Origin of the sequence: Microbispora sp. CL1-1 (genome assembly GCF_012034195.1) — a bacterium.
GTDB lineage: Bacteria > Actinomycetota > Actinomycetes > Streptosporangiales > Streptosporangiaceae > Microbispora.
In genome coordinates this window covers 239,484-265,505 of sequence record NZ_JAATEK010000004.1, presented here as the reverse complement: position 1 = coordinate 265,505, position 26,022 = coordinate 239,484, and the positions used below count along the sequence as shown (strand labels likewise).

The 26,022-nt window shown below is 71.2% G+C and carries 18 protein-coding genes; 12 read left to right on the top strand and 6 right to left on the bottom strand.

Features of this window, described 5'->3' with window-relative positions; genetic code table 11:
- Positions 1-275: 275 nt before the first annotated feature.
- From HCK04_RS07245 to HCK04_RS07215, 7 genes are all read left to right on the top strand, one after another.
- Positions 276-2,345 (top strand): EAL domain-containing protein, encoded by a 2,070-nt coding sequence (locus HCK04_RS07245; RefSeq protein ID WP_142646342.1) that lies wholly within the window; start codon positions 276-278, stop codon positions 2,343-2,345.
- A 553-nt stretch (positions 2,346-2,898) separates the two neighbouring features.
- Positions 2,899-3,198 (top strand): Asp-tRNA(Asn)/Glu-tRNA(Gln) amidotransferase subunit GatC, encoded by a 300-nt coding sequence (gatC, locus tag HCK04_RS07240; protein WP_142619286.1) that lies wholly within the window; start codon positions 2,899-2,901, stop codon positions 3,196-3,198.
- Positions 3,195-4,685 (top strand): Asp-tRNA(Asn)/Glu-tRNA(Gln) amidotransferase subunit GatA, encoded by a 1,491-nt coding sequence (gene gatA, locus HCK04_RS07235; protein WP_142646138.1) that lies wholly within the window; start codon positions 3,195-3,197, stop codon positions 4,683-4,685. The genes gatC and gatA overlap by 4 nt, the downstream gene beginning before the upstream one ends.
- Before the next feature lie 25 nt (positions 4,686-4,710).
- Positions 4,711-5,871 (top strand): ATP-binding protein, encoded by a 1,161-nt coding sequence (locus tag HCK04_RS07230; protein ID WP_142646136.1) that lies wholly within the window; start codon positions 4,711-4,713, stop codon positions 5,869-5,871.
- Complete coding sequence (locus tag HCK04_RS07225) at positions 5,868-6,458, top strand: DUF4276 family protein (protein WP_142646134.1); 591 nt, start codon at positions 5,868-5,870, stop codon at positions 6,456-6,458. The genes HCK04_RS07230 and HCK04_RS07225 overlap by 4 nt, the downstream gene beginning before the upstream one ends.
- Positions 6,455-7,963 carry an Asp-tRNA(Asn)/Glu-tRNA(Gln) amidotransferase subunit GatB gene (gatB, locus tag HCK04_RS07220; RefSeq protein ID WP_260617150.1) on the top strand — a complete coding sequence of 503 codons (1,509 nt, stop codon included), beginning with the start codon at positions 6,455-6,457 and terminating at the stop codon, positions 7,961-7,963. The genes HCK04_RS07225 and gatB overlap by 4 nt, the downstream gene beginning before the upstream one ends.
- Positions 7,964-8,485: 522 nt before the next feature.
- Entirely contained in the window at positions 8,486-10,375 is a 1,890-nt protein-coding gene (locus HCK04_RS07215; protein WP_142646132.1) for a VanW family protein, read from the top strand.
- On the opposite strand, the gene HCK04_RS07210 is transcribed toward HCK04_RS07215, so the two are convergent.
- The gene (locus HCK04_RS07210) at positions 10,376-11,518 is read right to left on the bottom strand and encodes a PQQ-dependent sugar dehydrogenase (protein WP_142646131.1); all 1,143 of its coding nucleotides are present in this window, start codon (positions 11,516-11,518) and stop codon (positions 10,376-10,378) included.
- 66 nt (positions 11,519-11,584) lie between these two features.
- On the opposite strand from HCK04_RS07210, the gene HCK04_RS07205 reads away from it, so the two are divergent.
- From HCK04_RS07205 to ilvC, 5 genes are all read left to right on the top strand, one after another.
- Positions 11,585-12,517, top strand: a complete 933-nt coding sequence (locus HCK04_RS07205; RefSeq protein WP_142646128.1) for a 2-hydroxyacid dehydrogenase — start codon at positions 11,585-11,587, stop codon at positions 12,515-12,517.
- Between the two features lie 300 nt (positions 12,518-12,817).
- Entirely contained in the window at positions 12,818-15,475 is a 2,658-nt protein-coding gene (locus tag HCK04_RS07200) for an EAL domain-containing protein (protein WP_260617149.1), read from the top strand.
- Positions 15,476-15,870: 395 nt separating this feature from the next.
- On the top strand, positions 15,871-17,691 hold the full coding sequence (locus HCK04_RS07195; protein WP_205829943.1) for an acetolactate synthase large subunit: 1,821 nt from the start codon (positions 15,871-15,873) through the stop codon (positions 17,689-17,691).
- A 55-nt stretch (positions 17,692-17,746) separates the two neighbouring features.
- Positions 17,747-18,271: an acetolactate synthase small subunit gene (ilvN, locus tag HCK04_RS07190; protein ID WP_030506098.1), complete on the top strand. Its 525-nt coding sequence runs from the start codon at positions 17,747-17,749 to the stop codon at positions 18,269-18,271.
- A gap of 57 nt (positions 18,272-18,328) precedes the next feature.
- A complete protein-coding gene (ilvC, locus tag HCK04_RS07185; RefSeq protein ID WP_142646338.1) occupies positions 18,329-19,321 on the top strand; it encodes a ketol-acid reductoisomerase in 993 nt (330 codons plus the stop codon).
- 264 nt (positions 19,322-19,585) lie between these two features.
- On the opposite strand, the gene dacB is transcribed toward ilvC, so the two are convergent.
- From dacB to HCK04_RS07160, 5 genes are all read right to left on the bottom strand, one after another.
- The gene (gene dacB, locus HCK04_RS07180) at positions 19,586-21,199 is read right to left on the bottom strand and encodes a D-alanyl-D-alanine carboxypeptidase/D-alanyl-D-alanine-endopeptidase (RefSeq protein WP_221889878.1); all 1,614 of its coding nucleotides are present in this window, start codon (positions 21,197-21,199) and stop codon (positions 19,586-19,588) included.
- An 81-nt stretch (positions 21,200-21,280) separates the two neighbouring features.
- Positions 21,281-21,814, bottom strand: coding sequence for a DUF1707 and FHA domain-containing protein (locus tag HCK04_RS07175; RefSeq protein WP_142646123.1), 534 nt, complete (start codon positions 21,812-21,814; stop codon positions 21,281-21,283).
- 135 nt (positions 21,815-21,949) lie between these two features.
- Positions 21,950-22,909 (bottom strand): CAP domain-containing protein, encoded by a 960-nt coding sequence (locus tag HCK04_RS42070; protein WP_168065706.1) that lies wholly within the window; start codon positions 22,907-22,909, stop codon positions 21,950-21,952.
- 421 nt (positions 22,910-23,330) lie between these two features.
- Complete coding sequence (locus tag HCK04_RS07165; protein ID WP_240971085.1) at positions 23,331-24,785, bottom strand: MFS transporter; 1,455 nt, start codon at positions 24,783-24,785, stop codon at positions 23,331-23,333.
- A 127-nt stretch (positions 24,786-24,912) separates the two neighbouring features.
- Positions 24,913-25,812, bottom strand: a complete 900-nt coding sequence (locus HCK04_RS07160) for a hypothetical protein (protein ID WP_142646117.1) — start codon at positions 25,810-25,812, stop codon at positions 24,913-24,915.
- Positions 25,813-26,022: the final 210 nt, after the last annotated feature.

The following is a 26,022-nucleotide window of genomic DNA, read 5'->3' as shown; positions in this document are numbered from 1 at the left end:
AGGGTTTGTTTGGACGGCCAACCTAGTAGGCGCAGGCGGGCGGGGGAGTGGACCTGTGGAGCAGTTGAAACTTTCACCCCAACTCCGGCCAGACCGTGATATCTCCAGAAATCATGGTGACGGAGTGTGCCCAAGCGGTTTCGCGAAGTGGCCCAGAGGTCGTACCCTCCCATAGTGACCTCTTGGGGGGTTTCTTACCGATGACGCTTTCACGCGGTCTTATGCCGCTTGCCGGGGTGCCACGTGTCCTCCTGCCCGCCGTCGACCTGGGCGAAATGTCCACGCCCGTCGACACCCGGGACACCGGACCGCGCCCGGGCTCGCCCCTGTGGGCCTACCTCACGGCGGTCACCGCCGTCGGCGTCACCGCGCTGGTGATCGCGCAGGTGCGGCTCGGCTTCGGCGAACTGGGTGAGGTGGCCCGCACTCCGCTGTTCTGGATGCTGACGGTCCTGGTCGTGCTGGGCGAGCTGCGCCCGGTCATGTTCAGCTCCTCGACGCTCGTCGGGGGCACGCCGGCATCGACGATGTTCACCTTCGCCGTGCTGATGTACCAGGGCCTGCCGACGGCGGCGCTGATGCAGGCGGTCGCCGTGGTGGTCAGCGGGCTGGTGCATCGCAGGGCCTGGCACCGGGTGCTGTTCAACCTCTCCCAGGTGACCCTGGCCTGCGTGGCGGCCGCGGGGGCCTTCGCCGCGTTCGGCGCGCATGCGGCGCCCCTCACGCCCCGGACGCCCGACGGCGCGGACATCCCGGCCATCGCGGTGGCCGCCACGGCGTACTTCGCGGTCCGCGCGATCCTGGTCTGCCAGGCGGTGGCGCTGCACGAGCGCCGGCCGCTGGCCCGGGTGATGAAGGCGTCGATCGGCCCGCAGGCCCTCGTCTACGGGGCGCTGCTCGGGCTCGCGCCCCTTGTCGTGGTCGTGATGGCGCACTCCACGGCCCTGGTGCCGCTCTTCGTCGCGCCGCTGGCCGCGGTCTACTTCACCGCGACGCTCTCGCTCCGCCGCGACCACCAGGCCACCCATGACGGGCTCACCGGCCTGCCGAACCGCAAGATGCTCATCCTGCGCACTGAGGAAGCCCTGGCCGAGGCGCGCGAGCACGAGCGGGTGGGGCTGCTCCTGCTCGACCTCGACCGCTTCAAGGAGGTCAACGACACGCTCGGCCATCCGGTCGGCGACCGGCTGCTGCAGATCGTGGCCCACCGGCTCACCCACAGCGTGCGGCCGGGCGACGTGGTCGCCCGGCTCGGCGGGGACGAGTTCGCGGTGCTGCTGCCGTCGATCAGGGACGCCCACGCGGCCAGGGAGGTCGCCTCGCGGCTGCGGGTCGCGCTGACCGAGCCGGTACGCCTTGAGGGGATGACATTCGATCTCGACGCGTCGATCGGCATCGCGCTCTATCCCGACCACGCGCCGGACTTCGAACTGCTCATGCAGCGCTCCGACGTGGCGATGTACCTCGCCAAGGAGGGCCGTACGGGCGTCGAGTTCTACCTGCCGGGCAAGGACCGCAACTCGCCGGAACGCCTCAGCCTGCTCGGCGACCTGCGCCGGGCGATCGACGCCGACGAGCTGGAGCTCCACTATCAGCCCAAGGTGAGCCTGGAGGACGGCAGGGTCGAGAGCGTCGAGGCGCTGCTGCGCTGGTGGCACCCGGTGCGCGGGCCGATCTCACCCGCCGAGTTCATCCCGCTGGCCGAGCAGTCCTACCTGATGCGCGAGCTCACCCAGCACGTCATCGGCCACGCGCTGCAGCAGGCGGCCCGCTGGTGGCATGCGGGGATCGACGTGCCGGTCTCCGTCAACGTGTCGGCCCGCGACCTGCTGGATTCGAGCCTGCCCGAGCAACTGGAGTCCGGGCTGGAGAAGCTCGACCTGCCTCCCGAGGCCATCCGGCTGGAGGTCACCGAACGCATTCTCATGACCGATCAGGCCTACAGCGCCGAGGCGATCCGCACCCTGGCCGGCCTCGGCATCCAGCTGGCCCTGGACGACTTCGGCACCGGCTACTCCTCCCTGGTACGGCTCCAGCGGCTCCCGGTCTCCGAGGTCAAGATCGACGCGTCGTTCGTACGGCGGCTCGGGGAGTCGCAGGACGACGAGCGGATCGTCCGTTCGATCATCGACCTCGTACGGTCCCTCGGGCTGAGGTCGGTCGCCGAGGGGGTCGAGTCACCGGAGGTCGCGACGCTGCTGCGGGAGATGGGCTGCCACGCGGGCCAGGGCTGGTGGCTGGCCAAGCCCATGCCGGCGAGCGAGGCGACCACCTGGTTGCGCGGCCGGCTCAGCGCGGCCTTCCGCGACCGCGAGACCGGCGGAGCCCGCCTCGCGCCCCACTGAACCGCCACACCGAGCCGCCACACCGAACCGCCACACCGAACCGCCACACCGAGCTTCCACACTGGGTCTCCGGGCAGCCGTGCTGGGCGGCAGCACCGAACCGCCACACTGAACCGCCACACCGAGCTTCCACACCGAGCTTCCACACCGAGCTTCCACACCGAGCTTCCACACTGGGTCTCCGGGCAGCCGCGCTGGGCGGCAGCACCGAACCGCCATGCCGCGTGATCGCGTTTTGCCGTCGCGCTGAACCCGTCGCGCTGAACCCGTCGCGCTGAACCCGTCGCGCTGGACAGCCGCGCTGAACAGCCGCGCTGGGCGGCCACAGTGGGTCTCCACAGTGGGCAGCCGCGCTGATCTGTCGTGCCGGGCCGTCGGCGCCGCGCCGCCCGCGCCGGCCCGCCCGCGCTGGGGAGGGCGCGGCAGGGCGTCGGCCTCGGCGCGGGAGTCGCGTTAAGAGGATGTGACGCGCCGTCGCCGGTTCGGCCGCGCTCGGCGACGAGCCCTAGGATGGGTAGGTCCAATCTCCATCATGAAACGGGTTCGACGACTCATGTCCGCCATAACCCGCGATGAGGTCGCTCACCTCGCCCGGCTGTCCCGGCTGGCACTGGCCGACGACGAGCTCGACCACTTCGCCGCCCAGCTCGACCAGATCGTCGGCGCCGTCGCCCGTGTCGCGGAGGTGGCGGCCGACGACATCCCGCCGTCCTCGCACGCGCTTCCGCTGACCAACGTGTTCCGGCCCGACGTCGTACGGCCCGGCCTCACGCCGGAGGGCGCCCTGTCCGGCGCGCCCGCGGTGGAGGACGACCGATTCCGCGTGCCGCGGATCCTCGGGGAGGAAGAATGAGCTTGATTCGCAAGACCGCCGCCGAGCTCGGCGCGCTGGTCGCCTCCCGAGAGGTCACCGCGGTCGAGGTCACCCAGGCCCATCTCGACCGGATCGCCGAGGTCGACGGCCGGGTCAACGCCTTCCTGCACGTGGACGCCGAGTCCGCGCTGGCGCAGGCGCGCTCGGTCGACGAGCGCATCGCCGCCGGCGAGACGCTCGGGCCGCTGGCCGGGGTGCCGATCGCGCACAAGGACGTGTTCACCACGACCGACATGCCGACGACCGCAGGCTCGAAGATCCTCGAAGGCTGGCGCCCGCCGTACGACGCGACCGTGACCCGCCGCCTGCGCGAGGCCGGCCTGGTGATCCTCGGCAAGACCAACCTGGACGAGTTCGCCATGGGGTCGTCCACGGAGAACTCGGCGTACGGGCCGACGCACAACCCCTGGGACCTGTCCCGGATTCCGGGCGGTTCTTCCGGAGGTTCGTCGGCCGCGGTGTCCGCCTACGAGGCGCCGCTGTCCACCGGCACCGACACGGGCGGCTCGATCCGCCAGCCCGCCGCGGTGACCGGCATCGTCGGCATGAAGCCGACGTACGGCGGCTCGTCCCGCTATGGGCTGATCGCGTTCGCGTCCTCGCTCGACACGCCCGGGCCGTTCGCCCGCAACGTGCTCGACGCGGCGCTGCTGCACGAGGCCTTCTCCGGCCACGACCCGCTCGACTCGACCTCGATCGACGCGCCGGTCCCGCCGGTGGTCGAGGCCGCGCGGCACGCCGACGTGGCGGGCATGCGGGTCGGCGTGGTCAAGGAGTTCGGCGGGGAGGGCTACCAGCCCGGCGTGCTCGCCCGGTTCAACGAGGCCGTCGAGCTGCTTGAGTCGCTCGGGGCCAAGGTCGTCGAGGTCTCCTGCCCGACGTTCTCCTACGCGCTGCCCGCGTACTACCTGATCGCGCCCTCGGAGTGCTCGTCCAACCTGGCCCGCTTCGACGCCATGCGGTACGGCCTGCGCGTCGGCGACGACGGCACCCGCAGCGCCGAGGAGGTCATGGCCCTGACCCGGGCGGCCGGTTTCGGGCCCGAGGTCAAGCGGCGCATCATGCTCGGCACCTACGCCCTGTCGTCCGGCTACTACGACGCCTACTACGGGCAGGCCCAGAAGGTCCGCACGCTGATCATGCGGGACTTCGAGGCGGCCTTCCAGCAGGTGGACGTGCTGGTATCGCCGACCACGCCGACCACCGCCTTCCCGATCGGTGAGCGGGCCGACGACCCGATGGCGATGTACCTCGCCGACCTGTGCACGATCCCGACCAACCTGGCCGGCAACGCGGCGATCTCGGTGCCGTGCGGCCTGGCTGACGAGGACGGCCTGCCGGTCGGACTGCAGGTCATGGCACCGGTCCTGGCCGACGACCGCTGCTACCGGGTCGGCGCCGCCGTGGAGAAGGCATTCGAGAGCCGGTGGGGCGGCCCGCTGCTGTCCCGCGCGCCCGCGCTCTAGTCGCCGAGAGGAGGGGAACGGCGGCATGATCACCCGCATCGAGATCGACGGCTTCAAGTCCTTCCTGGACTTCCGGCTCGACGTGCCGCCGTTCCTCGCCCTCGTCGGCCCCAACTCCAGCGGCAAGTCCAACCTGCTGGACGCGTTCCTGTATCTGCGCGATTCCGCGTGGGGTCCCGAGGCGCTTCTGACCCCCTCCAGGGGAAGGCCCCATGAGCTGTTCCATCGGGTGAGCAAAGGCCGGCCGGTGACCGAGTTCACGATCCGAGCATGGACTTTGACCCACATCGGCGACGGCATCCTGCCGTTTCTCTACTACAGCGGTGCTGATCTCGGCGACGACGGCGTTCCCCGGCCTTGGGCGCTCTCGGCCGGGCCGCTACGAGAGTCTTTCTTCCCAGTGCTTCCCCCGTGGCTTCCGCACGAGCCCGAGAAGGCGCAGAAGGCGCTGAGCCGGGAGATGTCCAATCCGAGCCGCTATGTGCAGCTTCTGAATTCCGAGGTCGATGCCTGGAATATGCACCAGGTGGAGCCGGATTGTTTGCGCTCCTGGTCGTCGGCGGCGGATCACGGACCACTGCGGGCGGATGGCGGCAATCTGGCTTCCGTTCTCGGGCGGCTCAAGGCGGAGGGAGTGCTCGAAGAACTCCTCGTGGACATGGTGGCGCTCATCCCGGACATCACCGGGATCGAGCCGATCCTGGACGAACGGCGTCAGGAGTGGACGTTCGACGTCATCGTGGACGGCCAGGGGGCGATACCCAGCACACTGCTGTCCGACGGGACGCTCAGGGTCATCGCGCTGCTGGCCGCGCTGCATGATCCGGCTCACGCCGGAGTGCTGCTCATCGAGGAGATCGAGAACGGGCTGCACCCCAGCCGCCTCGCGGAGCTACTCCGCAGGATCCAGGGCAGGGTCACCGATCTCAACGACCCGGAGAGCGCCAAACGACCGTTGCGGCAGGTGATCCTCACCACGCACTCGCCGGTGGTCGTCTCCGAGCTGTACCGGCTCCGGCCGGACGCGCTGGTCTTCCTCGACACCGCCGTACGCGTCGATCCCGACAACGACAGGATCTCCCGGGTCACGGTCGCCAAGCCGGTGCGGTCGGAGGGGGAGCCGGGCACGTTCGTCTCTCCGCGCCAGGTGAGGAAGTATCTGAGCGCGGTGGGCGAGGTGCCATGAGCAGGCCGCTGGTGCCCGGGCTGATCGCCGAGGGGGAGACAGACGAGGTCTTCCTCGGAGTGGTGATCTCCCGGCAGCTCCGTGAGCTCACCGCGCAGTCATCCCGGTGCGCCGTCGACGTGGAGAGCACCGAAATCGGCGCCTGCCGATCGATCTACGACCACGGCAGGATGACCGGCGCGCTGCGTGAGCTGGCGAGCGACTGCCACCTGCTTTTCGTCCACAACGACCACAGGGAGCGGGACAAGGTGGACCGGGTCGTGCGGGACTCGGGACTGCCCACACCGGTGATCGCGCTGGTACCGGTTCAGGAGACCGAGGCGTGGCTTCTCGCGGACGCGGGCGTGTGGCGCCGGTTGAGCGGGAGCGACCACGGACGGTTGCCCGCCCGCCCGCGGGACGTCGAGAAGATCGCGGACCCCAAGAAAACACTCGCCGAGGTGGCGCCGCGCCGCGGAAAACCCGTTCGTGACTACTTCGAATACATCGCTCGTAACATCGACCTCGACGTTCTCGCCCAGGTGCCCGCGTACGCGGACTGGGTCTCCGACGCGAGGAACGCATTGAAGGGACTTGGTTACCTGTGAGCAGCACTGAGACGCTCATGCCGTACGACGAGGCGCTGGAGCGCTTCGAGCCGGTGCTGGGGCTGGAGACGCACGTCGAGCTGGGCACCGAATCGAAGATGTTCTGCGGCTGCCCGACGACCTTCGGCGCGCCGCCGAACACGCAGGTCTGCCCGGTGTGCCTGGCACTGCCCGGCTCGCTGCCGACGGCCAACGAGAAGGCGATCGAGTCGACGATCCGGATCGGCCTCGCGCTCAACTGCACCATCGCCGAGTGGTGCAGGTTCGCCCGGAAGAACTACTTCTATCCGGACATGCCGAAGAACTACCAGATCAGCCAGTACGACGAGCCGCTGTGCACGGACGGCTACCTGGACGTCGAGGTGGACGGGAAGACCGTCCGCGTGGAGATCGAGCGGGTCCACCTGGAGGAGGACACCGGCAAGTCCACCCACGTGGGCGGCGCGACCGGGCGCATCCACGGCGCCGACTACTCGATCGTCGACTACAACCGCGCCGGCATCCCGCTCGTGGAGATCGTGACCAAGCCGATCGCCGGCACCGACAGGCTCGCCCCCGAGGTCGCCCGCGCGTACGTCACCGAGCTGCGCGAGGTGATGCGCTCGCTCGGCGTGTCCGACGTGCGGATGGAGCAGGGCTCGCTGCGCTGCGACGTGAACGTCTCGCTGATGCCGCGCGGCTCGTCGGAGTGGGGCACCCGTACGGAGACCAAGAACGTCAACTCGCTGCGCAGCGTCGAGCGGGCGGTGCGGGGCGAGATCGAGCGCCAGGCGGCCATCCTCGCCGAGGGCGGCCGGATCGTGCAGGAGACCCGCCACTTCCACGAGGACACCGGCCAGACGACCTCCGGGCGGTCCAAGGAAGAGGCGCAGGACTACCGCTACTTCCCCGAGCCCGACCTGCTGCCGATGGCGCCCGACCCGGCCTGGGTCGAGTCGCTGAAGGCGGCGCTGCCCGAGCTGCCGTCGGCGCGGCGCAAGCGGCTCCAGCAGGAGTGGGGCGTGTCCGACCTGGACATGGCCGCCATGCACAACGCCGACGCGATCGACCTGGTCGAGGCGACGGTGGCCGCGGGCGCGCCCGCGGCCGACGCGCGCAAGTGGTGGATGGGCGAGCTGGCCCGCAGGGCCAACGAGACGGCCACGGCGCTCGCCGACCTGCCGATCACCCCGGCGCAGGTCGCCCGGGTGACCGAGCTGGTCGCCTCCGGCGCGCTGAACGACAAGCTGGCCCGCCAGGTGCTGGAGGGCGTGCTCGCCGGCGAGGGCGGCCCGGACGAGGTCGTGGCCAAGCGCGGGCTCCAGGTCGTCAGCGACGAGGGCGAGCTGTCGGCGATCATCGACCAGGTGCTGGCCGACAACGCCGACGCCGCGGAGAAGGTGCGCGGCGGGAAGATCGCGGCCGTGGGCGCGCTGGTCGGCGGCGTGATGAAGGCCAGCCGGGGCAAGGCGGACGCGGGCCGGGCCCGCGAGCTGATCCTCGAGAAGCTGGGCGTGCAGGGCTGACGGGCCTCGCGCACGTCGGTCACTGTGGCGGTCATCGCAAAGCCTGACCGACGCGTCCACCCACCTCGGGCACGTCGGTCACTGCGCCGGAAAGGAAGCGCCGGTCCTCGCGAAGCCCGCACCGCTGGACCCTCGCTGCGGTCCTGGCTCCCTCCACTCCGGTGAACGTCGCCGGACGCCGCCTCGGCGGGGGTCGCACGGCAAGGTGAGAACGGCCGGTCACGGTTTCGCGTGGCCGGCCGTTGGCCTTTTCCTTTGTTGGGTTTGTTCCGGTTTGTTCCGAATCGTGCTTCCGGCGAAAGTGGCGTCGGTGAAAATCGCGTCTTCTGCACGGAAAGCGACCTTTCTGGCGAGTGCGGAAGGTGTTGCTTCGGGACATATCCAGCGGAGGGCGTTTAGGGTTAACTGATCGCGAGTTGACCTTGAGCTGGAGGAGTCTGAGGCGTGCGCAACGCCGGAGCGTCCGTCGACCCGCCCACGGATCCGTCCGGGGCGGCGTCCGCTCCTCCGCACAAACATCCCGTGCGCCGCGTCACCTCACTGCCCCGCGGGGTCTCGGCCCTCCCCCGAGGGGTGTCGGCCGACATCTTCGCCGAACCTCCCGCTCCCGCCGCACCGGCCGCCAAGCCGTCCGGTGGCGGGAGCATCCCGCCGCCTGCCGCGCCGGTCGAGCCGTGGCGGGTGCCGGAGCGCCCGGCGCGTGAGGAACCCGCCGTCGTCCCGTCGCAGGATCCCGACGACCTTTACGACCCCGTCCCGCAGGGCCGTACGCTCCGCCGTACGCTGATCGGCCTGGCGGTGTTGCTCCTGCTGCTCTATCTCGTGCCGGCCGTCTTCATGGCGGGGAAGGTCCTGCCCGGCACGACGGTGCTCGGCGTCGACATCGGCGGGCAGAGCAGGCCGGAGGCAGTCGCCACCTTGCGCGAACGGCTGTACGCCCAGGCCAGGACGCCGGTGATCGTACGGCAGGGCACGCGGCGGCTGACCGTGGACCCGCAGCAGGCCGGTCTGATGCTCGATGCCGAGGCCACGGTCACGGCCGCGCCGGGCGGCTTTCCCAACCCCCTGGAGGTGTGGAACGCGCTGACCGGCACCCGTGAGGTGAAGCCCGTCGTGTCGGTGGACCGCCGCAAACTCGACGAGGCGGTGGCCAGGTTCGTCGCCGCGCCGCTGGAACGCCCGGGGCGCGAGGGAGACGTCTCGTTCGAGGGGGTCACCCCGGTCCCGATCTATCCCCGGGTCGGCTACGTCATCGACAGGAAGGCGACGGCCGACCAGATCGTCCGGGGATACCTCGACCCCGTGGCCGTCGTCGTGGCGCCCACGTCGCGTGATCTGCCGCACATCACCCGGGCCGAGGTGCGGCGCGCCCTGCAGTGGGCGCGACGCGCGGTGGCCGCGCCGCTCACGCTGACCAACGGGACCGCGTCGGTCAGCCTGTCACCCGCCACACTGGCGCGATATCTCACGTTCGCGCCCGACGGAGCGGTCCTGCGGCCGCACTTCGACGCCGTGGCTGCGGTCAGGAGCGTCGAGCCCACGCTGGTCGGCCCCTCGCGGGTGGCCCGCGACGCCGCCTTCACGGTGAAGGACGGCCGGCCGGTCCTGGTGCCCGGCAGGCCGGGCGACCGGGTGGACACGGACCGTCTCGCCGCGGACGTGCTGGCCGCCCTCGACGGCAGCGACCGTACGGTGGCCGTGTCGGTCGTGAACGGCCCGCCACGGATCACCGACACCGCGGCGCAGCGGATGGGGATCCGGGAGGAGATCGGCCGTTTCACCACCTCCTACGCCTGCTGTCCCCAGAGCGCGGCCAACATCCGCACCGCCGCCGCGCTCCTCGACGGCCGTCTCGTGGAGCCGGGGGAGACGTTCTCGTTCAACGGGGTCGTCGGCCCGCGCACGGCGGCCGCGGGGTTCGACGGCATCACCCCCACCATGATCCACGGCCGGGCCGGCACGGAGGCGGCGGGGATGACCCAGGTCGCGACCACCCTGCTGAACGCCGTGATCCGCGCCGGGCTCCGGGTCGGCGAGCACACCCCGCCCGAGGTCCACGCCTCCCAGCTGCCGGCCGGCACCGAGGCCGCCGTGTCCTTCCCCGGCCCCGACCTGCGCTGGAGGAACGACTCGCAATACGGCGTGCTCGTCCACGCGTCCACGAGCGGCACCTCGCTGACCGTGACGCTGTGGAGCACCAAGCGGTACGACGTGGAGGTGCAGGAGCCGGTCGTCGGGCAGCGGGTCGAGGTGCCCGCCGTGACCGGTCAGGGACCGGGCTGCGTGACGACGCAGGGGCAGCCCGGTTTCACCGCCGCGGTGACGCGGGTGCTGCGGCAGAACGGCGAGGTGGTCTCCCGGCAGACCTTCCGCACCTCCTACCACGCCCAGGCCGCGGTCATCTGCCGCTGATCAGGAAGGCCGCACCACCAGGATCCGGTCGTCGCCGTCCCTGGGGGAGCCGCGCCCGTCCCGGTTGCTGGTGCCCACCCACAGCGTGCCGTCGGACGCGGTGGCCACCGCGCGCAGCCTGCCGTACTCGCCCGTGTAGAGCGCGGCGGGACGTCCGGCGCGGCCCGAGGCGTCCACCGGAACGCGCCACAGGCGCTCGCCGCGCAGCGCCGCGGCCCACAGCGCCCCCGAGGCGTACGCGAGACCGGACGGCGACGCCTCGTCGGTCGACCAGGTGAGCAGGGGGTCGGTGTATCCGGACCGGTGGCCCACCCCTTCGACCTCCGGCCAGCCGTAGTTGTGGCCCTTCTCGATGAGGTTGATCTCGTCGTAGGTGTTCTGGCCGAACTCGGTGGCGTACATGTGTCCCCGGTCGTCCCAGGCCATCCCCTGCACGTTGCGGTGCCCATAGGTCCACACGAGGGTGCCGAAGGGGTTGCCGGGAGCGGGCCGGCCGTCCGCCGTCATGCGCAGGATCTTGCCGCCCAGCGAGTTCCTGTCCTGGGCCATGCCGCGTTCGCCGGTCTCCCCGGTCGAGGCGTACAGGTAGCCGTCGGGGCCGAAGGCGAGGCGGCCCCCGTTGTGGATGGCCCCCTTCGGGATGCCGCTGACGATCACCTTCCGGTCGGAGAGCCCTCCGTCGTAGCGGTAGCGGACGATCCGGTTGTCGTCCTGGGCGGTGAAGTAGACGAAGACATAGTGGTCGTCGGCATAGCGGGGCGAGACGGCCACGCCCAGCAGGCCGCCCTCGCCGCTCGCGGCCACCCCCTCGATCACGCCGGCCTCGTGGACCTGGCCGCCCGGGGTGACCCGCAGCAGCCGCGCCGACTCGCGCTCGGTCACCAGCGCGTCGCCGCCGGGCAGGAACGCGATCGCCCAGGGCACGCTCAGGCCGGTGACCAGCGTGCGCGGTGCGGCGGGGGCGACGCTCGTCTCACCGCCGGCGGGAGTCGCTCCCGCGCCACCGGCGGTGGCGGCGTCGCTCGCGGCGGACAGGGGCGGGGGAGTCCTGCCCCCGCCCTCCTCACCCGGCGCGCACGCCGCGGTCGCCGTCAGAAGGGCCGCCCCCAGCAGCGCCGCGCCCACCCCGTGCCTGTTCGCCATCCCTGATGACCTCCTCATGCACCCCATACTCGCTGGCCGGGCCGATGGTTCCCTAGGTTTGTTCCTGTGAAGATCTGGGTCGCATCACAGGACATCGCCGACGCGCTCACAGAGCTGCCCGAAGGCCTCCCCTCCCTTGACTGCGTCGTGTACGACGGGCGGACGCCGTTGCCCGGCCCGCCCGAGGACGTGGAGATCTGGGTGCCTCCGCTGGTCCCGCTGCCGGACACCCCCGGCCTCCTGGGCCGCATGACCAGCCTCCGCCTGCTGCAGACCGTGACGGCGGGGGTCGAGCCCTACCTTCCGCACGTGCCGCCGAAGGCGGTCCTGTGCAACGCGCGCGGCGTCCACGACGCGGGCACGGCCGAGTGGGCGGTGGGCGCGATGATCGCGATGCTGCGGGAGTTCCCCGATTTCGCGGCCGCCCAGGCCAGGCGGGAGTGGACCTACCACCACACCGGCGTCCTCGCCGACAGCACCGTGCTGATCGTCGGGTACGGCTCGATCGGCGAGGCGCTCGAACGGCGTCTTGCCGGATTCGAGGTGGACATCGTGCGGGTGGCGCGCACGGCCCGCGACAGCGCCCACGGCCGTGTCCATGGTGAGAGCGAACTGCCCGCGCTGCTGCCCGAGGCGGACGTGGTCGTGCTCCTGGTGCCCGCCACCCCGGGGACGGCCGGCCTGGTGGACGCCGGGTTCCTCGCCCGGATGAAGGACGGCGCGCTGCTGGTGAACGCCGCGCGCGGGTCGGTCGTGGACGCCGACGCGCTGCTGGCCGAGTTGCGGACGGGCAGGCTGCGGGCGGCGCTCGATGTCACGCCCGTCGAGCCGTTGCCGTCCGACCACCCGCTGTGGACCGTGCCGGGGGTCTTCATCACCCCGCACATCGCCGGCAGCACGCCCGCGTCGGTGCGGCGTACGCGGAGGCTGGTGCGGGAACAGGTGATCCGTCATCTGACGGGCCGTCCACTCGATAACATGATCACCGGGCATTACTGACCGCTCCGTTAAGGATTCCGGAACGTGGCTGCCTCGTGACCTGGGGTGCGTACGGTGAAGCTCAGCGTGCGCGGCTGGTTATCAGATCGGTGACGACTCGCTCGTTGTCCCCCTCTCGATCAGCGGGAGTGCGCACACTGGCCATGTGACAGGGAGAGTAAAGCCGAGTCGAGAACGGGAGGGGCAGTGATGGCACACCCCACCGAATCCGGCGACGCTGACACAACTCCGGACTCGGCCGAAACCCCGGCGGACACGACAACCGGAGACGAATCGGCGACAGGTGCAGAGGCGACGCGCGTGAACGGCAGGCGTGACCCCCGGGTCCCACTCACCACGGCGGCCGGGCTCGGCGCGGTGGCGGTCGTCGTGGCCCTGGTCACCGGAGGCTCGGCACCGGTCGTGACCGCGGTCGCGGGTGTCGTCACCGGCCTGCTCGCGGCCATCTCGCTGATCATGGCCGCCTCCCGCGTCGTCCCCGTCCACCGGCGCCAGCCCGGCGCGTGGCGGTGGATGGCCGCCGGGTCGCTGACCTGGCTCCTCGGCGTCGGGGTGCGCCCCGTGGCCGACGGCACGCCGTTCGTGCTCACCTTCGCCGACCTGCTCATGCTCGTCGGGTCCGTGCTGCTCGCGATCGGCTGCGGCATGTCGGTGAAACCACCCGCGTTCACACGCGGGGTGATACGCCAGGCGGCCGACGCCTACCTGGGCGCGGCGTCGGTCTTCGCCGTGGCCTGGGTCGCCGTGCTCGGCCCGGCGTTCCGTAAGGCGGAGGACACTGGAGCGTTCTTCGTCGCACTCGCGCTGCCCGTGGTCTGCCTGCTCGCGACCTGCGCCGTGACCCCGGCCGTGGCGGCCTCCCGGTCGGGCAACCGGGTGGTCGGGCTCGCCGGTGTGGGGCTGCTCACCGCGATAACGGCGGCGGAGCTGGCCACGGCCCTCGCCCGCCTCGACGGCGACACCCCGCCGCTCGCGGCGGGGCTCGTCGTCCCGGCCATGCTGCTGGTCCTCGCCGTCGCCCCGTGGGTGCACGAGGACCGGCCGGTCAGGCCGTTGCCCGCCGCGCTGACGGCCGCCACCCCGCTCGTGCTGGTCGCCGCGGCCACGCTGGTCGCCACCCTGTACGCGATCGGGAACAGCCGCGACGCCGCCCTGGTGATCGTGGCGGCCTCGGTCGTCCTCGTCCTGCTCGGCCGCCTGTTCGTGCTCCTGGTCGAGACCGCGGGCATGCGCCGCCTGGTCGACGTCGGAGAGCAGCAACTGCGCAGGCTCGCCGAGAACACCGGCGACGTCGTGCTGGTGTGCGATCCCCGCGGGATCATCCAGGAGGTCGGCCCCGGCCTGGAGACGACGTACGGCTACTGCCCCGACGACCTCGCCTTCCGGCCGATCTTCGACTACATCCACCCCGAGGACGTGCCTGCCGTACAGGCCCTCCTCGACCGCATGATGGACGACGAGGACGACGGGCCGGATCAGGAGGGTGAGCCGGCGCAGGAGGGCGGCACCCGCATCTCCTGCCGGTTCCGCGCCTCCGACGGCACCTGGCGTCCCACCGAGTCCGTCGCCGCCCGGCACGTACGCGACGACGACCTCGTCCTGGTCACGATCCGCGACCTCAGCGACCAGGTGGCCCTGCGCAACCAGGTCACCCACCTGACCTTCCACGACGGGGTCACCGGGCTGCCCAACCGGGCCTACTTCGAGGAGCGCGCCCGGGACGTGCTCACCCGCCGGGGAGCCGGCGGGACCGCGGTGATCTTCCTGGACCTCGACGGCTTCACCTCCGTCAACGACTCCGTCGGCCACGCCAGCGGCGACCACCTGCTCGGCCAGGCCGCCCGCCGCCTGCGCTCGGCCGTACGCGCCGACGACACGCTCGCCCGGTGGGGCGGGGACGAGTTCGCGGTGCTGCTGGAGGGCGGCGCGTCCGGAGGCACCGACGCGCAGACCGCCATCGACCTGGCCGAACGGCTCGTCCGCGCGGTCTCCAACGAGCCGTTCCGGGTGGCCGACCGCGACATCGCGCTGACGGCCAGCGTCGGCGTGGCCTTCGCCGAGGAGGACCTGCCGCCCGGAGACCTGCTGCGCAACGCCGACGTGGCGATGTCGCGGGCCAAGGAGCTCGGCGGGCGCCGGGTGGAGGTCTTCGCCACCCACATGCACGCCGACGTCCTGCGCCGCCTGGAGATCGCCTCCGACCTGCAGCGGGCGCTGCTGGAGAACCAGTTCGCGATCGAGTATCAGCCCGTGGTCGACCTGGCCACGTCGCAGGTGACCGCCGTCGAGGCGCTGGTGCGCTGGTGGCGGGGCAGCACGTTCGTGCCGCCCGAGCAGTTCCTCGGGCCCGCCGAGGACACCGGGATCATCGTGCCGCTCAGCGAGTGGATCCTGCGCGAGGCGTGCCGCGAGGTGGCGGCCTGGCGCGCGTCGTCGTGGGACATCGGGCTGGCGCTGAACCTGTCCGCGCGGCAGATCATGGCCCCGCGCTTCGTGGAGACCGTGGCGGAGGCGCTGAGCGAGAGCGGGCTGCCCGCCAGCAAGCTGACCCTCGAAGTCATCGAGGAGATGCTGGTCGAGGACGCCGGCGAGATGATCAGCAGGCTGTCGGAGCTGAGGACACTCGGCGTACGGCTGGCCATCGACGACTTCGGCACCGGCTACGCGTCGCTCGCGTTCCTGCGGCAACTGCCGGTCGACATGATCAAGATCGACCCGTCGTTCGTCTCCGGACTCGGCCGCGACGACACGCTGACCCTGCTGACGAAGACGATCGTGCAGCTCGGCAACGACCTCGGGCTGATCGTCGTCGCCGAGGGCATCGAGCGGCCCGAGCAACTCGACCTCCTGCGCAAGATGGGCTGCACGCGCGGCCAGGGCTATCTGGTGGCCCGTCCCATGACCGCACGGGGCGTCGACTCCCTGATGCCGAGCACGACCCTCCAGAACACCGCCTGAGCCGCGCCGAAGGCGCGCCGTGAGCACAGCGTCATGCCGGAGGCGCGCCAGGGGGCAGCGTCGATCGTCTGGGCGCTTTGATCGGCTGGGCCGTGCCTGCGGCACGCAAGGAGCGTGTCCCTCGTCGCGCGTGGTCGCTTCGCACCCGCGCGCCTCAGTCCAGAACGGTGGCGCGGACACGCGGCGTCGTGCCGGCCGCGCTGCGGGTCGCATAGCCTGGGAGTCCGTTGCGGGTGTCTTGGATGGCGAGACGGGCGTCCCACATGATTTGACGTGGAGGCGCTCCATCGGACATCGTTGTAGCCATGCATAGCGGTGGGATTCTCGTAGTACTTCGCAGGCGCGCAGCCTGACGAAGCACTAGGTCCTGCGCGCGCCCCAGCTCCGCTCAGCGGATGGGGCATTTTTTATGCCAGGAGCCACGCCAAGCAGCCCAGCCAGAAGCAAGCTCAGCCACAAGGAACGAGCCGATGACCGAGAAAATGACAGGTGCCCAGGCCCTCGTGCGGGCGCTGGAGCAGGTCGGGGTCGACACGGTGTTCGGGATCCCCGGCGGGGCCATTCTCCCCGCCTACGATCCCCTCTACGACTCGACCAAGGTCCGGCACGTGCTTGTACGGCACGAGCAGGGCGCCGGCCACGCGGCCGAGGGCTATGCGCAGGCGACCGGCAGGGTCGGGGTGTGCATGGCCACCAGCGGCCCGGGGGCGACCAATCTGGTGACCCCGATCGCCGACGCCTACATGGACTCGGTGCCGATCGTCGCGATCACCGGGCAGGTCTCCACCCCGCTCATCGGGACCGACGCGTTCCAGGAAGCCGACATCTCCGGCATCACGATGCCGATCACCAAGCACAACTTCCTCGTCACCAAGGCCGAGGACATCCCGCGGACCATCGCCGAGGCGTTCCACATCGCCGCGACCGGCCGTCCGGGGCCGGTGCTGGTGGACATCGCCAAGGACGCCCTGCAGGCGACCACCACCTTCTCCTGGCCGCCGGTCATGCAGCTTCCCGGCTACCGTCCGGTGACCCGGCCGCATTCCAAGCAGATTCGCGAGGCCGCCCGGCTGATGACCGAGGCCAAGCGGCCGGTGTTCTATGTCGGCGGCGGCGTGCACAAGGCGCGCGCCTCGGCCGAGCTGCTGGAGCTGGCCGAGCTGACCGGCATCCCGGTGGTCACCACGCTGATGGCGCGGGGCACCTTCCCCGACAGCCACCCCCAGCACATGGGCATGCCCGGCATGCACGGCAGCGTCTCGGCCGTCGGCGCCCTGCAGCGCTCCGACCTGCTGATCGCGCTCGGCACCCGGTTCGACGACCGGGTCACCGGCCAGCTGTCCAGCTTCGCTCCGCACGCCAAGGTCATCCACGCCGACATCGACCCCGCGGAGATCTCCAAGAACCGCCACGCCGACGTCCCGATCGTGGGCGACTGCCGCGAGGTGATCGGCGACCTGATCACGGCGGTGCGGACCGAGCAGGCCGAGGGCCGCAAGGGCGACTACAGCGAGTGGTGGCGGCTGCTCAACGGCTACAAGGAGACCTACCCGCTGGGCTACGAGGAGTTCGCCGACGGCTCGCTGGCCCCGCAGTACGTCATGGAGCGGCTGAGCGCGCTGGTCGGAGCGGACGCGATCTACGCGGCGGGCGTCGGCCAGCACCAGATGTGGGCCGCCCAGTTCATCAAGTACGAGCACCCGGGGACGTTCATCAACTCCGGCGGCGCGGGCACGATGGGGTACGCCGTGCCGGCCGCCATGGGCGCCAAGATGGGCCGCCCGGACAAGGTCGTGTGGGCCGTCGACGGCGACGGATGCTTCCAGATGACCAACCAGGAGCTGGCGACCTGCGCGATCGAGGGTGTGCCGATCAAGGTGGCGGTCATCAACAACGGCAACCTCGGCATGGTCCGCCAGTGGCAGACCCTGTTCTACGACGAGCGCTACTCCAACACCGATCTGCAGCGGCCCAAGCGCATTCCCGACTTCGTGAAGCTCGCCGAAGCGTACGGTTGCGTCGGCCTGCGGTGTGAGCGTCCCGAGGACGTGGACGACACGATCCGCAAGGCCATGGAGATCAACGACGTGCCGGTGGTGGTCGATTTCGTCGTGCACCAGGACGCGATGGTCTGGCCGATGGTCGCGGCCGGCACGAGCAACGACGACATCAAGTACGCCCGTGACATGGCGCCGAACTGGGAGGGTGGAGAATGAGCCCCGCCCAGGCCCGACCCGTTCACGACCAGCAGCGCGAGGAGATGGAGCAAGCATGAGTCGCCACACGCTGTCCGTGCTGGTGGAGAACAAGCCGGGCGTGCTGGCCCGGGTCGCCGCCCTGTTCAGCCGCCGCGGGTTCAACATCGACTCGCTGGCGGTCGGGCCCACGGAGCACGACGACATCTCGCGGATGACCATCGTCGTCAACGTGGAGGACCTCCCGCTGGAGCAGGTCACCAAACAGCTCAACAAGCTGGTCAACGTCATCAAGATCGTCGAGCTCGACAACAGCCAGTCGGTGCAGCGCGAGCTGATGTTGATCAAGGTGCGGACCGACTCGGAGAGCCGGTCGCACGTCCTCGAACTCGTGAACCTCTTCCGGGCACGCTGCGTTGACGTGGCTCCGGACGCGGTGACGATCGAGGTCACCGGGACGACCGACAAGCTGGAGGCGTTCGTCCGGGTCCTTGAGCCGTACGGCATCAAGGAGCTCGTGCAGTCGGGCATGGTGGCCATCGGCCGCGGCGCCCGTTCCATCACCGACCGCTCGCTTCGCGCCCTCGACCGCAGCGCATAGCTCCCATGGCAGGCACGTCGCGACGGACAACCCGTGAAAGGCAAGCAAGTGACTGAGATCTTCTACGACGACGACGCCGACCTGTCGATCATCCAGGGCCGCCACGTCGCGGTGCTGGGTTACGGCAGCCAGGGCCACGCGCACGCCCTGAGCCTGCGCGACTCGGGTGTGGACGTCCGGGTCGGCCTGCCCGAGGGCTCCAAGAGCCGGGAGAAGGCCGAGGCCGACGGGCTGCGCGTGCTGTCGCCGGGCGAGGCCGTCGAAGAGGCCGACCTCACGATGATCCTCGCGCCGGACCACATCCAGCGGCACCTGTACGCCGAGCACGTCGCGCCGAACCTCGTCGAGGGCGACGCGCTGTTCTTCGGCCACGGCCTCAACATCCGCTACGGCCTCATCGAGGCCCCGGCGGGCGTCGACGTCGCGATGGTGGCGCCGAAGGGCCCGGGTCACCTGGTCCGCCGCCAGTACTCGGCCGGTCGCGGCGTGCCCTGTCTGGTCGCCGTCGAGCGCGACGCCACCGGCAACGCCTGGCCGCTCGTGCTGTCGTACGCCAAGGGCATCGGCGGCACCCGCGCCGGCGCGCTGAAGACGACCTTCACCGAGGAGACCGAGACCGACCTGTTCGGCGAGCAGGCCGTGCTGTGCGGCGGCGTCTCCGAGCTGATCAAGGCCGGTTTCGAGACGCTGATCGAGGCCGGCTACCAGCCGGAGGTCGCCTACTTCGAGTGCCTCCACGAGATGAAGCTGATCGTGGACCTCATGTACGAGGGCGGCATCTCCAAGATGTACTGGTCGGTGTCCGACACCGCCGAGTACGGCGGCTACACCCGTGGCCCGCGCGTGGTCAACGCGGAGACCAAGAAGGAGATGCGCCGCATCCTCGACGAGATCCAGGACGGCCGCTTCGCCCGCGAGCTGGTCGAGGAGTTCGACTCCGGCCAGACCAACTTCAAGCGCTACCGCGAGGAGCTGGCGGGCCACTCCATCGAGCAGACCGGCGGCAAGCTCCGCCCGATGATGAGCTGGCTCAAGGGCGAGCAGGCCTGAGGCTCGCGAACGCTCGCGTGACCGCGGCGCCGCTCCCCGCCCGGAAGGGCGGGGCGCGGCGCCGCGTCGCGTTCCACGGCCCCCGCCGACCGGCACCGGCCCCCACCGGTTTCCGGCAGCTCCCACCAGCCCTCCACCAGCCCCCGCCGACCCCGCCGACCCCGCCGGTCAGCGCTGGGACCCGAACGGCCCGGCACCGTCGCAGCCGGTAGGCGGACCTCAGAGCACTGTCGCCGCCGGTCTAGCGGCCGGGGCCGGACGGGGTCAGCACCGGGCGGGCTTGAGCCAGGAGCATTCGAGGTCACCGGCCGAGGGCCGCCGCGACGCCTGGCCGGTCTCCTGCGGCGTCGGCTCCGGAGCCACACCGCGCGCGTCCGCCGAGACGCCCGCCGCCTCATCGACCGTCTCATCGACCGGGGCGTTCCTGGTGAACTGCGCCAGCCTGACGGCGATCCGGTCCTCCAGGTCGCGCGGCGGGCCGGACAGGTAGCCGTTGCTGATGACCGAGAAGACCAGCGGCTCGCCGTCCGCGCTGGTCACGTAGCCCGACAGCGCGGTCACGCCGGTCAGCGAGCCGGTCTTGGCGTGCACGTTCCCGGCCGCCGCCGTGCCGCCCATCCTGCTGCGCAGTGTCCCGCCGACCATGCGCTCCGCCTCTCCCGCGATCGGCAGGGCGGCGTACCAGGTGGGGAACCAGGGCTTGCCGCGCACCGCCGCGAGCAGGGCGGTGATCCCGCCGGGCGTCAGGGCGTCCACCCGGGACAGGCCCGAGCCGTCCCGCAGCCGCAGCGTCTTCACACCGTTGGCCTGCGCGAACGCGGTCGTCACGGCGAGCCCGGCCGACCACGTCCCCGCGCCGGAGACCTTGCGTCCCATCGCCTTGGTGAGGATCTCCGCGTGCATGTTGTTGCTCAGCTTCAGGAACGGCACGAGCAGGTCGCCGAGAGGCATCGACCGGCGTGCGGCGACCGTGACCGCCTTCGCGGTGGCGGTCCCGCGCACGGTCGGCCCGAGCACCTTCACGCCGTGCCGGGCCAGCCCCTCACGGAACAGGGTGGCCGCGTAGAGCGTGGGGTCCCACACCGCGACCCACTCGTCGTACGGCTCGGCGACCGTGCCGCTGACCACGACGGTGTTGGTGCCGTGCTGCCGCTCGACGAGCACGTCCGTCTCGTCGCCGGTGACGGCCTTGTTCACGATCGTCACGTAGCCGGTGGCCGGGGTGGTGGACACCTTGGCGGCCTTGCCGGGTCCGCTTCCGGGCGCGACCGAGACGATCACCGAGCCCGCGTCGTAGTCGGTGTCGGGTGCCGCGGTCAGCGCCGAGATCTGCCCGGCGTAGTAGTACGGCTCGTCGTCCCAGGCCCAGTCGGTGCCGAGCCGTACGTCGTCGAACCAGGTGTCGTCGGCGACCAGCCGTCCCGTGACGACCTTGACCCCGGCCGCCGCGACCTTGGCGGCGAGCGCGTCGTAGTCGGCGGCGAGCATGGTCGGGTCGCCCGTGCCCCGCAGCGTGAGGTCGCCCACGACCGTACGGCCCGCCTTGGACGCGGCGAGCACGTCGGTCGTGAACCGGAAGTCCGCGCCGAGCGTGTCGAGAGCGGCGGCGGAGGTGAGCAGCTTGGTGTTGGATGCGGGGGCGAACAGCTTGTCCGCGTCGAGGGAGTAGAGGTCCTCGCCGCTGGCGGCGGCACGTACGGCGACGCCCGCCCGCGCGGGGGCCAACCGGGAGTCGGCGAGGATCTGGTCGAGGTCGCGGGTCAGGTCCGCGATGCCGGGGGCCGGACCCCGCGCTCCGGCGGGGACGCCGGACCCGGCGATTCCGGTGGCCAGGACGGCACCGGCCAGCATGATCGTGATACGTCGTGACAATCGCACGGTCCGCTCCCGGGTGAGTGGCTTTCCGCGATCGTCGGCGAGCCGTGCCGGGGCGGCAATACGGAAATGTACGTATAACGATCAGGCGGGCATCGAGACCAGGAACACGCAGTCGCCGAAGGCCACCTCGTCGCCTGCCCGTACGGACGCGGGGCCGACCAGGCGCCAGCCGTTCAGCCGGGTGCCGTTCATCGAGCCGAGGTCGACGAGCAGCCAGGAGTCCTGCTCCCGCCGCAGTTCGGCGTGCACCCGCGAGACGGTCAGGTCGGCGAGGACGAGGTCGCAGGAGGAGCCGCGGCCGACCAGATAGCGGGCCCGGCCGTCGGCGGGCAGGGCGAGCCGGGGCAGCCGGGGACGCCGCCAGGCGGACTCGATCCGGCTGCTCAGCTCCGACACGGAGGCGACGGCGTCGGTGATCCTTCTGCGCCAGCGCCCGCGGTGCGGGAGGTCGGAGACCAGCTCGTCCAACTCGTTGCGACTGCGAGCACGGAGCGCGAGGTCCACCCGGCCGACGAAGGTCTCCATGGACAGGCGTCCTTCGGCGGCCCGGTCGCGGAGCTCGCTGAGCGCACGCTCGCGGTCCCCGTCCGATGCGCGAACCGGGGGAGAGCTCATGAAAGGAGTATCCGTCGCAGTGGTCCGAGGTGTCCAGAAGACCGCCGTATTCCCCGTCGATCCCGGGGTGGGAGCGGGGGCGCCGGGCATGGCGTCCCCGCTCCCTGCGCCGTCGGCGCGTCTCTACCGTCGGCTCTACTGCCGGCCGAAGTCCTGGGTCCAGTACGGGCCGCCCGCGGCGACGTACCCGACCCCGATGTCGGTGTAGGTGCAGTTGAGGATGTTCTGCCGGTGCCCGGGGCTGTTCATCCAGCCCTGGACCACGGCCTGGGCCGTGCCGTAGCCCTTGGCGATGTTCTCCGCCGCGGCCCGCCAGGTGTAGCTGGCGGCCGTGATGCGGTCGGCGAAGGAACGGCCGTCCTTCGAGGTGTGGTCAAAGTAGTTCTTCGCGGACATGTCGGCCGAGTGGGCGTACGCGGCGGCGCGCAGGCGCGCGTCGTGCTTCAGCGGGCCGCAGCCCGCCTTGGCCCGCTCGACGTTGGTGAGGCGCACCACCTCGTTCTCGATGGCGGTGCCCACGGCCGAGCCGCTCGTCGGAGAGGCGCTGGGCGCGGCGGGGGTGGGGGCGCTCGGGGCGGGGGCCGTGCTTGGGGTGGTGCTTGGGGTGGTGCTTGGGGTGGTGCTGGGGGTGGTGCTGGGGGTGGTGCTGGGAGTGGTGGTGGGGATGGTGGAGGGGGTGCCGCTGGGGCGTGGGGAGGAGGTGGCGGTGGGAACCGTGGTGGGGATGTCGCAGTCGAGGCGCACCGGCTTCGAGCGCGAGACGTGGCCGCGATAGTCGGTGACGACGCTGTAGTACGCGCCGTTCACGCAGGTCAGCGCCACGGTGACGCGCGCGTTCCTGACCACCTTGGAGCCGCTCTTGACCACGCGGTCGGGGCCCGGCCTGCTCTTCACGATCCGGACCCGGAAACGGGCGTTGTCGACGCAACCGGCCCGCGAGCCCGCCGCGCGGATCTTGCCGTCCACGCTGACGTACGGCTTCGCGGCGGCGACCCGGCAGCCCGCGTGCCAGGCCTCGGCCTGAGCCGGCACCGCCGTCATGCCGGCGGCCGCGACGCTCCCGAGGCACAGGACCGCTCCGAGCGCTCTGTTCACGATCATTCCTCCAGTGGGGGTTAGACGCTGGGGAAGTCGTCATTATGGTGCGCTAGAGACCGACATGTGGTGATAAATCGGTCCAAGGAGGAAAGTATCTACCTTCTCTTAAACTTCCTTTATGCCGCGCAATGCCTTGGATGCCCGATAATCCGCAGGTCAGCGGCGTGATCAGCGCAGAGACCGGCTTGAGGCGCGTTTAAGGTCGTCCGCGGCCTCCCGCGCCACCCGTTCCAGCCGCTCGCGGCAGCGCTCCCACCACGGCGGACGGCCGGCCGTCACCAGGTCGTCGCCCTCCCGGCATCCGGCGCCGCCGTCGACCGGCCCGCGGACGACGTGAGCGTGGCAGGCCGGGCCCCTGTCCGGACGCCGGCCTCGGCCCGGCGGGGCGCCGCCAGCGGCGCGAGGCCGCCCGATCACCTCATTCTTCGGTGCGGAGCACTTCTCCGGGTTCGGGCCGCCCGCCGTCCTGCGTGCGGTCCTGTCCGCCGTGCTGCCCGTCGCTCCCGGAGACGGGAGCCGCGGAGGGCGTGCTCCCGCCGGTGACGGCGGCGAGGCGGTCGGCGGTGAGGTCGTACCTGAGGGTCATCAGCACGCCCGCGAACGTGATCAGGGCGGGCACCACGGTCACGCCGATCACCACGGCGACGTGGGCGCTGTCCGGCTGGGTCACCGGATGCTCGGGGTCGGAGGAGGCGAAGCTGCCCAGGCTCAGCACCCATCCGTACGCGGTCGCCCCGAGCGCCTGGACCGCGTTCTCCACCGCGGTCCACAGGCCGGTGAAGATCCCGCCCCTGCGCTCGCCGCTGAGCATGCCGTCGTACGCGATGACGTCGGCGAGCATGGAGAACTGCAGCAGCTGGGTGCCCGCGTAGCCGAAGCCCACGATCATCACGCACAGGTGCGCGTACAGCTCGCCGAACGCGGGCGTCGCGAGGAGCAGCAGCGCGCCGATCGTGAACAGCGCACCACAGAGGATCATGGCGCCGCGCTTGTCGAGCTTGCGGGCCAGCCACACCCACAGCGGCATCGTGATCAGCATCGGCCCCACGAGCGCCGCGAAGAGCGTGGTGGTGGCGGCGGTGTCGTCGAGCGCGTACGCGGCGAAATAGGGCGCCCCGGCGAGCATCACGCCGGCCCCGAGCGTCTGCGCGGAGCTGAGCCCGAGGAGCCACAGGAACTGCTTGCTGGTGCGGGCGGCGGCGAGCTGCTCCCGGAGCGTCCCCTCGGACTTGCGCGGTGCGGTGAAGGGCGCGCGGGCGGTGCCGAAGAACGAGCCCAGCATCGCGACGAGAAGGATCACGCCGAAGGTGACGCCCATGACGCGGTAGCCGTCGGCCGTCTCGCCGGCGAGCGTCGGCGCGAGGATGCCGCTCATGGCGATCGAGACCGCGATGAGCGCCATGCGCCACTGCAGCAGCGAGGTCCGCTCGTGATAGTCGGTCGTCATCTCCGCGGGCATCGCCTTGTACGGCACCTCGTACAGGGCGTATCCGGTCGCGGCGGCCAGGAAGGTGACGCCGACGTACACGGCGGCGGGGACGCCGGTGATCGGCGGGCCGGCGAACATGAGGGCGAACGACACCGGCAGCACCGCGGCCCCGGCGAGCAGCCAGGGGCGGCGTGGTCCCCACCGCGAGACCGTGCGGTCCGACCATCGGCCGACCAGCGTGTTGGCGATCAGGTCCCAGGCCTTGGGCACGAAGAGCACGACGCCCGCGAGCGCGGCGGGGACCGCGAGCACGTTGGTCATGTAGAAGAGCAGCAGCAGCCCGGGGATCGTGGAGAAGTTGGCCGTGCAGAACGAGCCGACGGCGTACCCGAGGCGAACCCCGAGGGAGACCTTCGACGGGGACGGCGTCGCCGTGGAAACCATGGTCGCCATTCAAGCCGAGCAAGCGTCCGTTAGGAAGGACTGATCGGCAACGGTTCGGCGGCTGCCCGGTGTCCCGCCGATCTCCGCCGGGGCGGCCCCGGCGGAGATCGGTGACGGGCCCGCGGGCTCAGTCGCGTACGTCGGGGAAGACGACGTGCGCGCCGATCTCGATCAGGCGGCGTTCGGTGTGGGCGTCGGCGACCCGGGCCATGAGCACCGGCGCCTCGCTGGCCGCCAGTTGCGGCAGCCGGCTGCGCACCCGCCGGTGCAGCTCCTTCACGATGTCGTCGGCGCCCGAGATGTGCACCTTGACGTGCAGCATGATCCCCCACAGCCCGGCGGCCGTACGCGCCTCGGAGATCCAGACGTGGTGGACGTAGGGATACTCCGGCAGCAGCTCGGCGACCGCCACTCGCAGCGCCGGCAGGATCGGATGGCGCGTCCGGCGATAGCCGGGGTCCACGACCTGCATCGCCCCCGACAGGTGCTGCCGGGGAGCGGGGACCCACTGCGGGAGCGCGGAGGCCGCCTCCGGGACAGGGGCGGGCATGGGAGGGACGGGCGTGGGCGGCGGTGGAGCCTGCCGCGCCGCCTGCGCGCGGGTCACGGTCGCCATCGCGCCCGTGGCGTACGCCGTGGGGGCGGCCGAGCCCAGGGCCGACAGCGCCGGAGCGGGACCGGTGCGGTTCTGCTCCAGATATCGGCGCAGGTCGTCGATCGGCACGGCGGCGGCGGCGGGGCCGGCCGCGTCGATCACGATCTCGCGCACGCCCGTGACGCGCTGGATGTCGAGGATGGTGTCGGCGTCGCATGCCGACAGGGAGTGGCTCCCACGGTGCCGGGCATAGGTCGCCGGTCCCGTGTAGCCGAGCAGAACGCGTTCGCCGTTCTGCGTAGTGCCGAGCACCACGGAGCGGTCGGGGCGGACCGCCACCAGGATGCCCCACTCCGCGAGGGCCGCCAGGAGTTGCCGGGGGCTGCCATGCCGCGCGAGAACGTCGCCCAGGGAGGGGTTCCCGATGCTCATAGCCTGAACGATAGGGACTGGACCATGGCGAATCAGGCTAATCCCCAAGATTAGGTGCGATCAATACCGAGATGGGTGGCAGTCTGGATGGATCAGGCTAAGCCGGGGTACATCCATCGGCTGGGCCCGTACGTGAGCGAGTCTCACGAATCCCCTGAGCCCCACCGGAACCTCCCGGCAGCCGGGCTGCGTGGAGCCGCCCGGAGCCGC

Excerpts from the sequence above, each read along its gene's own strand:
- HCK04_RS07245 (WP_142646342.1), top strand. The coding sequence starts at position 276 with ATGTCCACGCCCGTCGACACCCGGGACACCGGACCGCGCCCGGGCTCG.
- gatC (WP_142619286.1), top strand. The coding sequence starts at position 2,899 with ATGTCCGCCATAACCCGCGATGAGGTCGCTCACCTCGCCCGGCTGTCC.
- gatA (WP_142646138.1), top strand. The coding sequence starts at position 3,195 with ATGAGCTTGATTCGCAAGACCGCCGCCGAGCTCGGCGCGCTGGTCGCC.
- HCK04_RS07230 (WP_142646136.1), top strand. The coding sequence starts at position 4,711 with ATGATCACCCGCATCGAGATCGACGGCTTCAAGTCCTTCCTGGACTTC.
- HCK04_RS07225 (WP_142646134.1), top strand. The coding sequence starts at position 5,868 with ATGAGCAGGCCGCTGGTGCCCGGGCTGATCGCCGAGGGGGAGACAGAC.
- HCK04_RS07210 (WP_142646131.1), bottom strand. The coding sequence starts at position 11,518 with ATGGCGAACAGGCACGGGGTGGGCGCGGCGCTGCTGGGGGCGGCCCTT.
- HCK04_RS07195 (WP_205829943.1), top strand. The coding sequence starts at position 15,871 with ATGGGGCATTTTTTATGCCAGGAGCCACGCCAAGCAGCCCAGCCAGAA.
- ilvN (WP_030506098.1), top strand. The coding sequence starts at position 17,747 with ATGAGTCGCCACACGCTGTCCGTGCTGGTGGAGAACAAGCCGGGCGTG.
- HCK04_RS07175 (WP_142646123.1), bottom strand. The coding sequence starts at position 21,814 with ATGAGCTCTCCCCCGGTTCGCGCATCGGACGGGGACCGCGAGCGTGCG.
- HCK04_RS07165 (WP_240971085.1), bottom strand. The coding sequence starts at position 24,785 with ATGGTTTCCACGGCGACGCCGTCCCCGTCGAAGGTCTCCCTCGGGGTT.
- HCK04_RS07160 (WP_142646117.1), bottom strand. The coding sequence starts at position 25,812 with ATGAGCATCGGGAACCCCTCCCTGGGCGACGTTCTCGCGCGGCATGGC.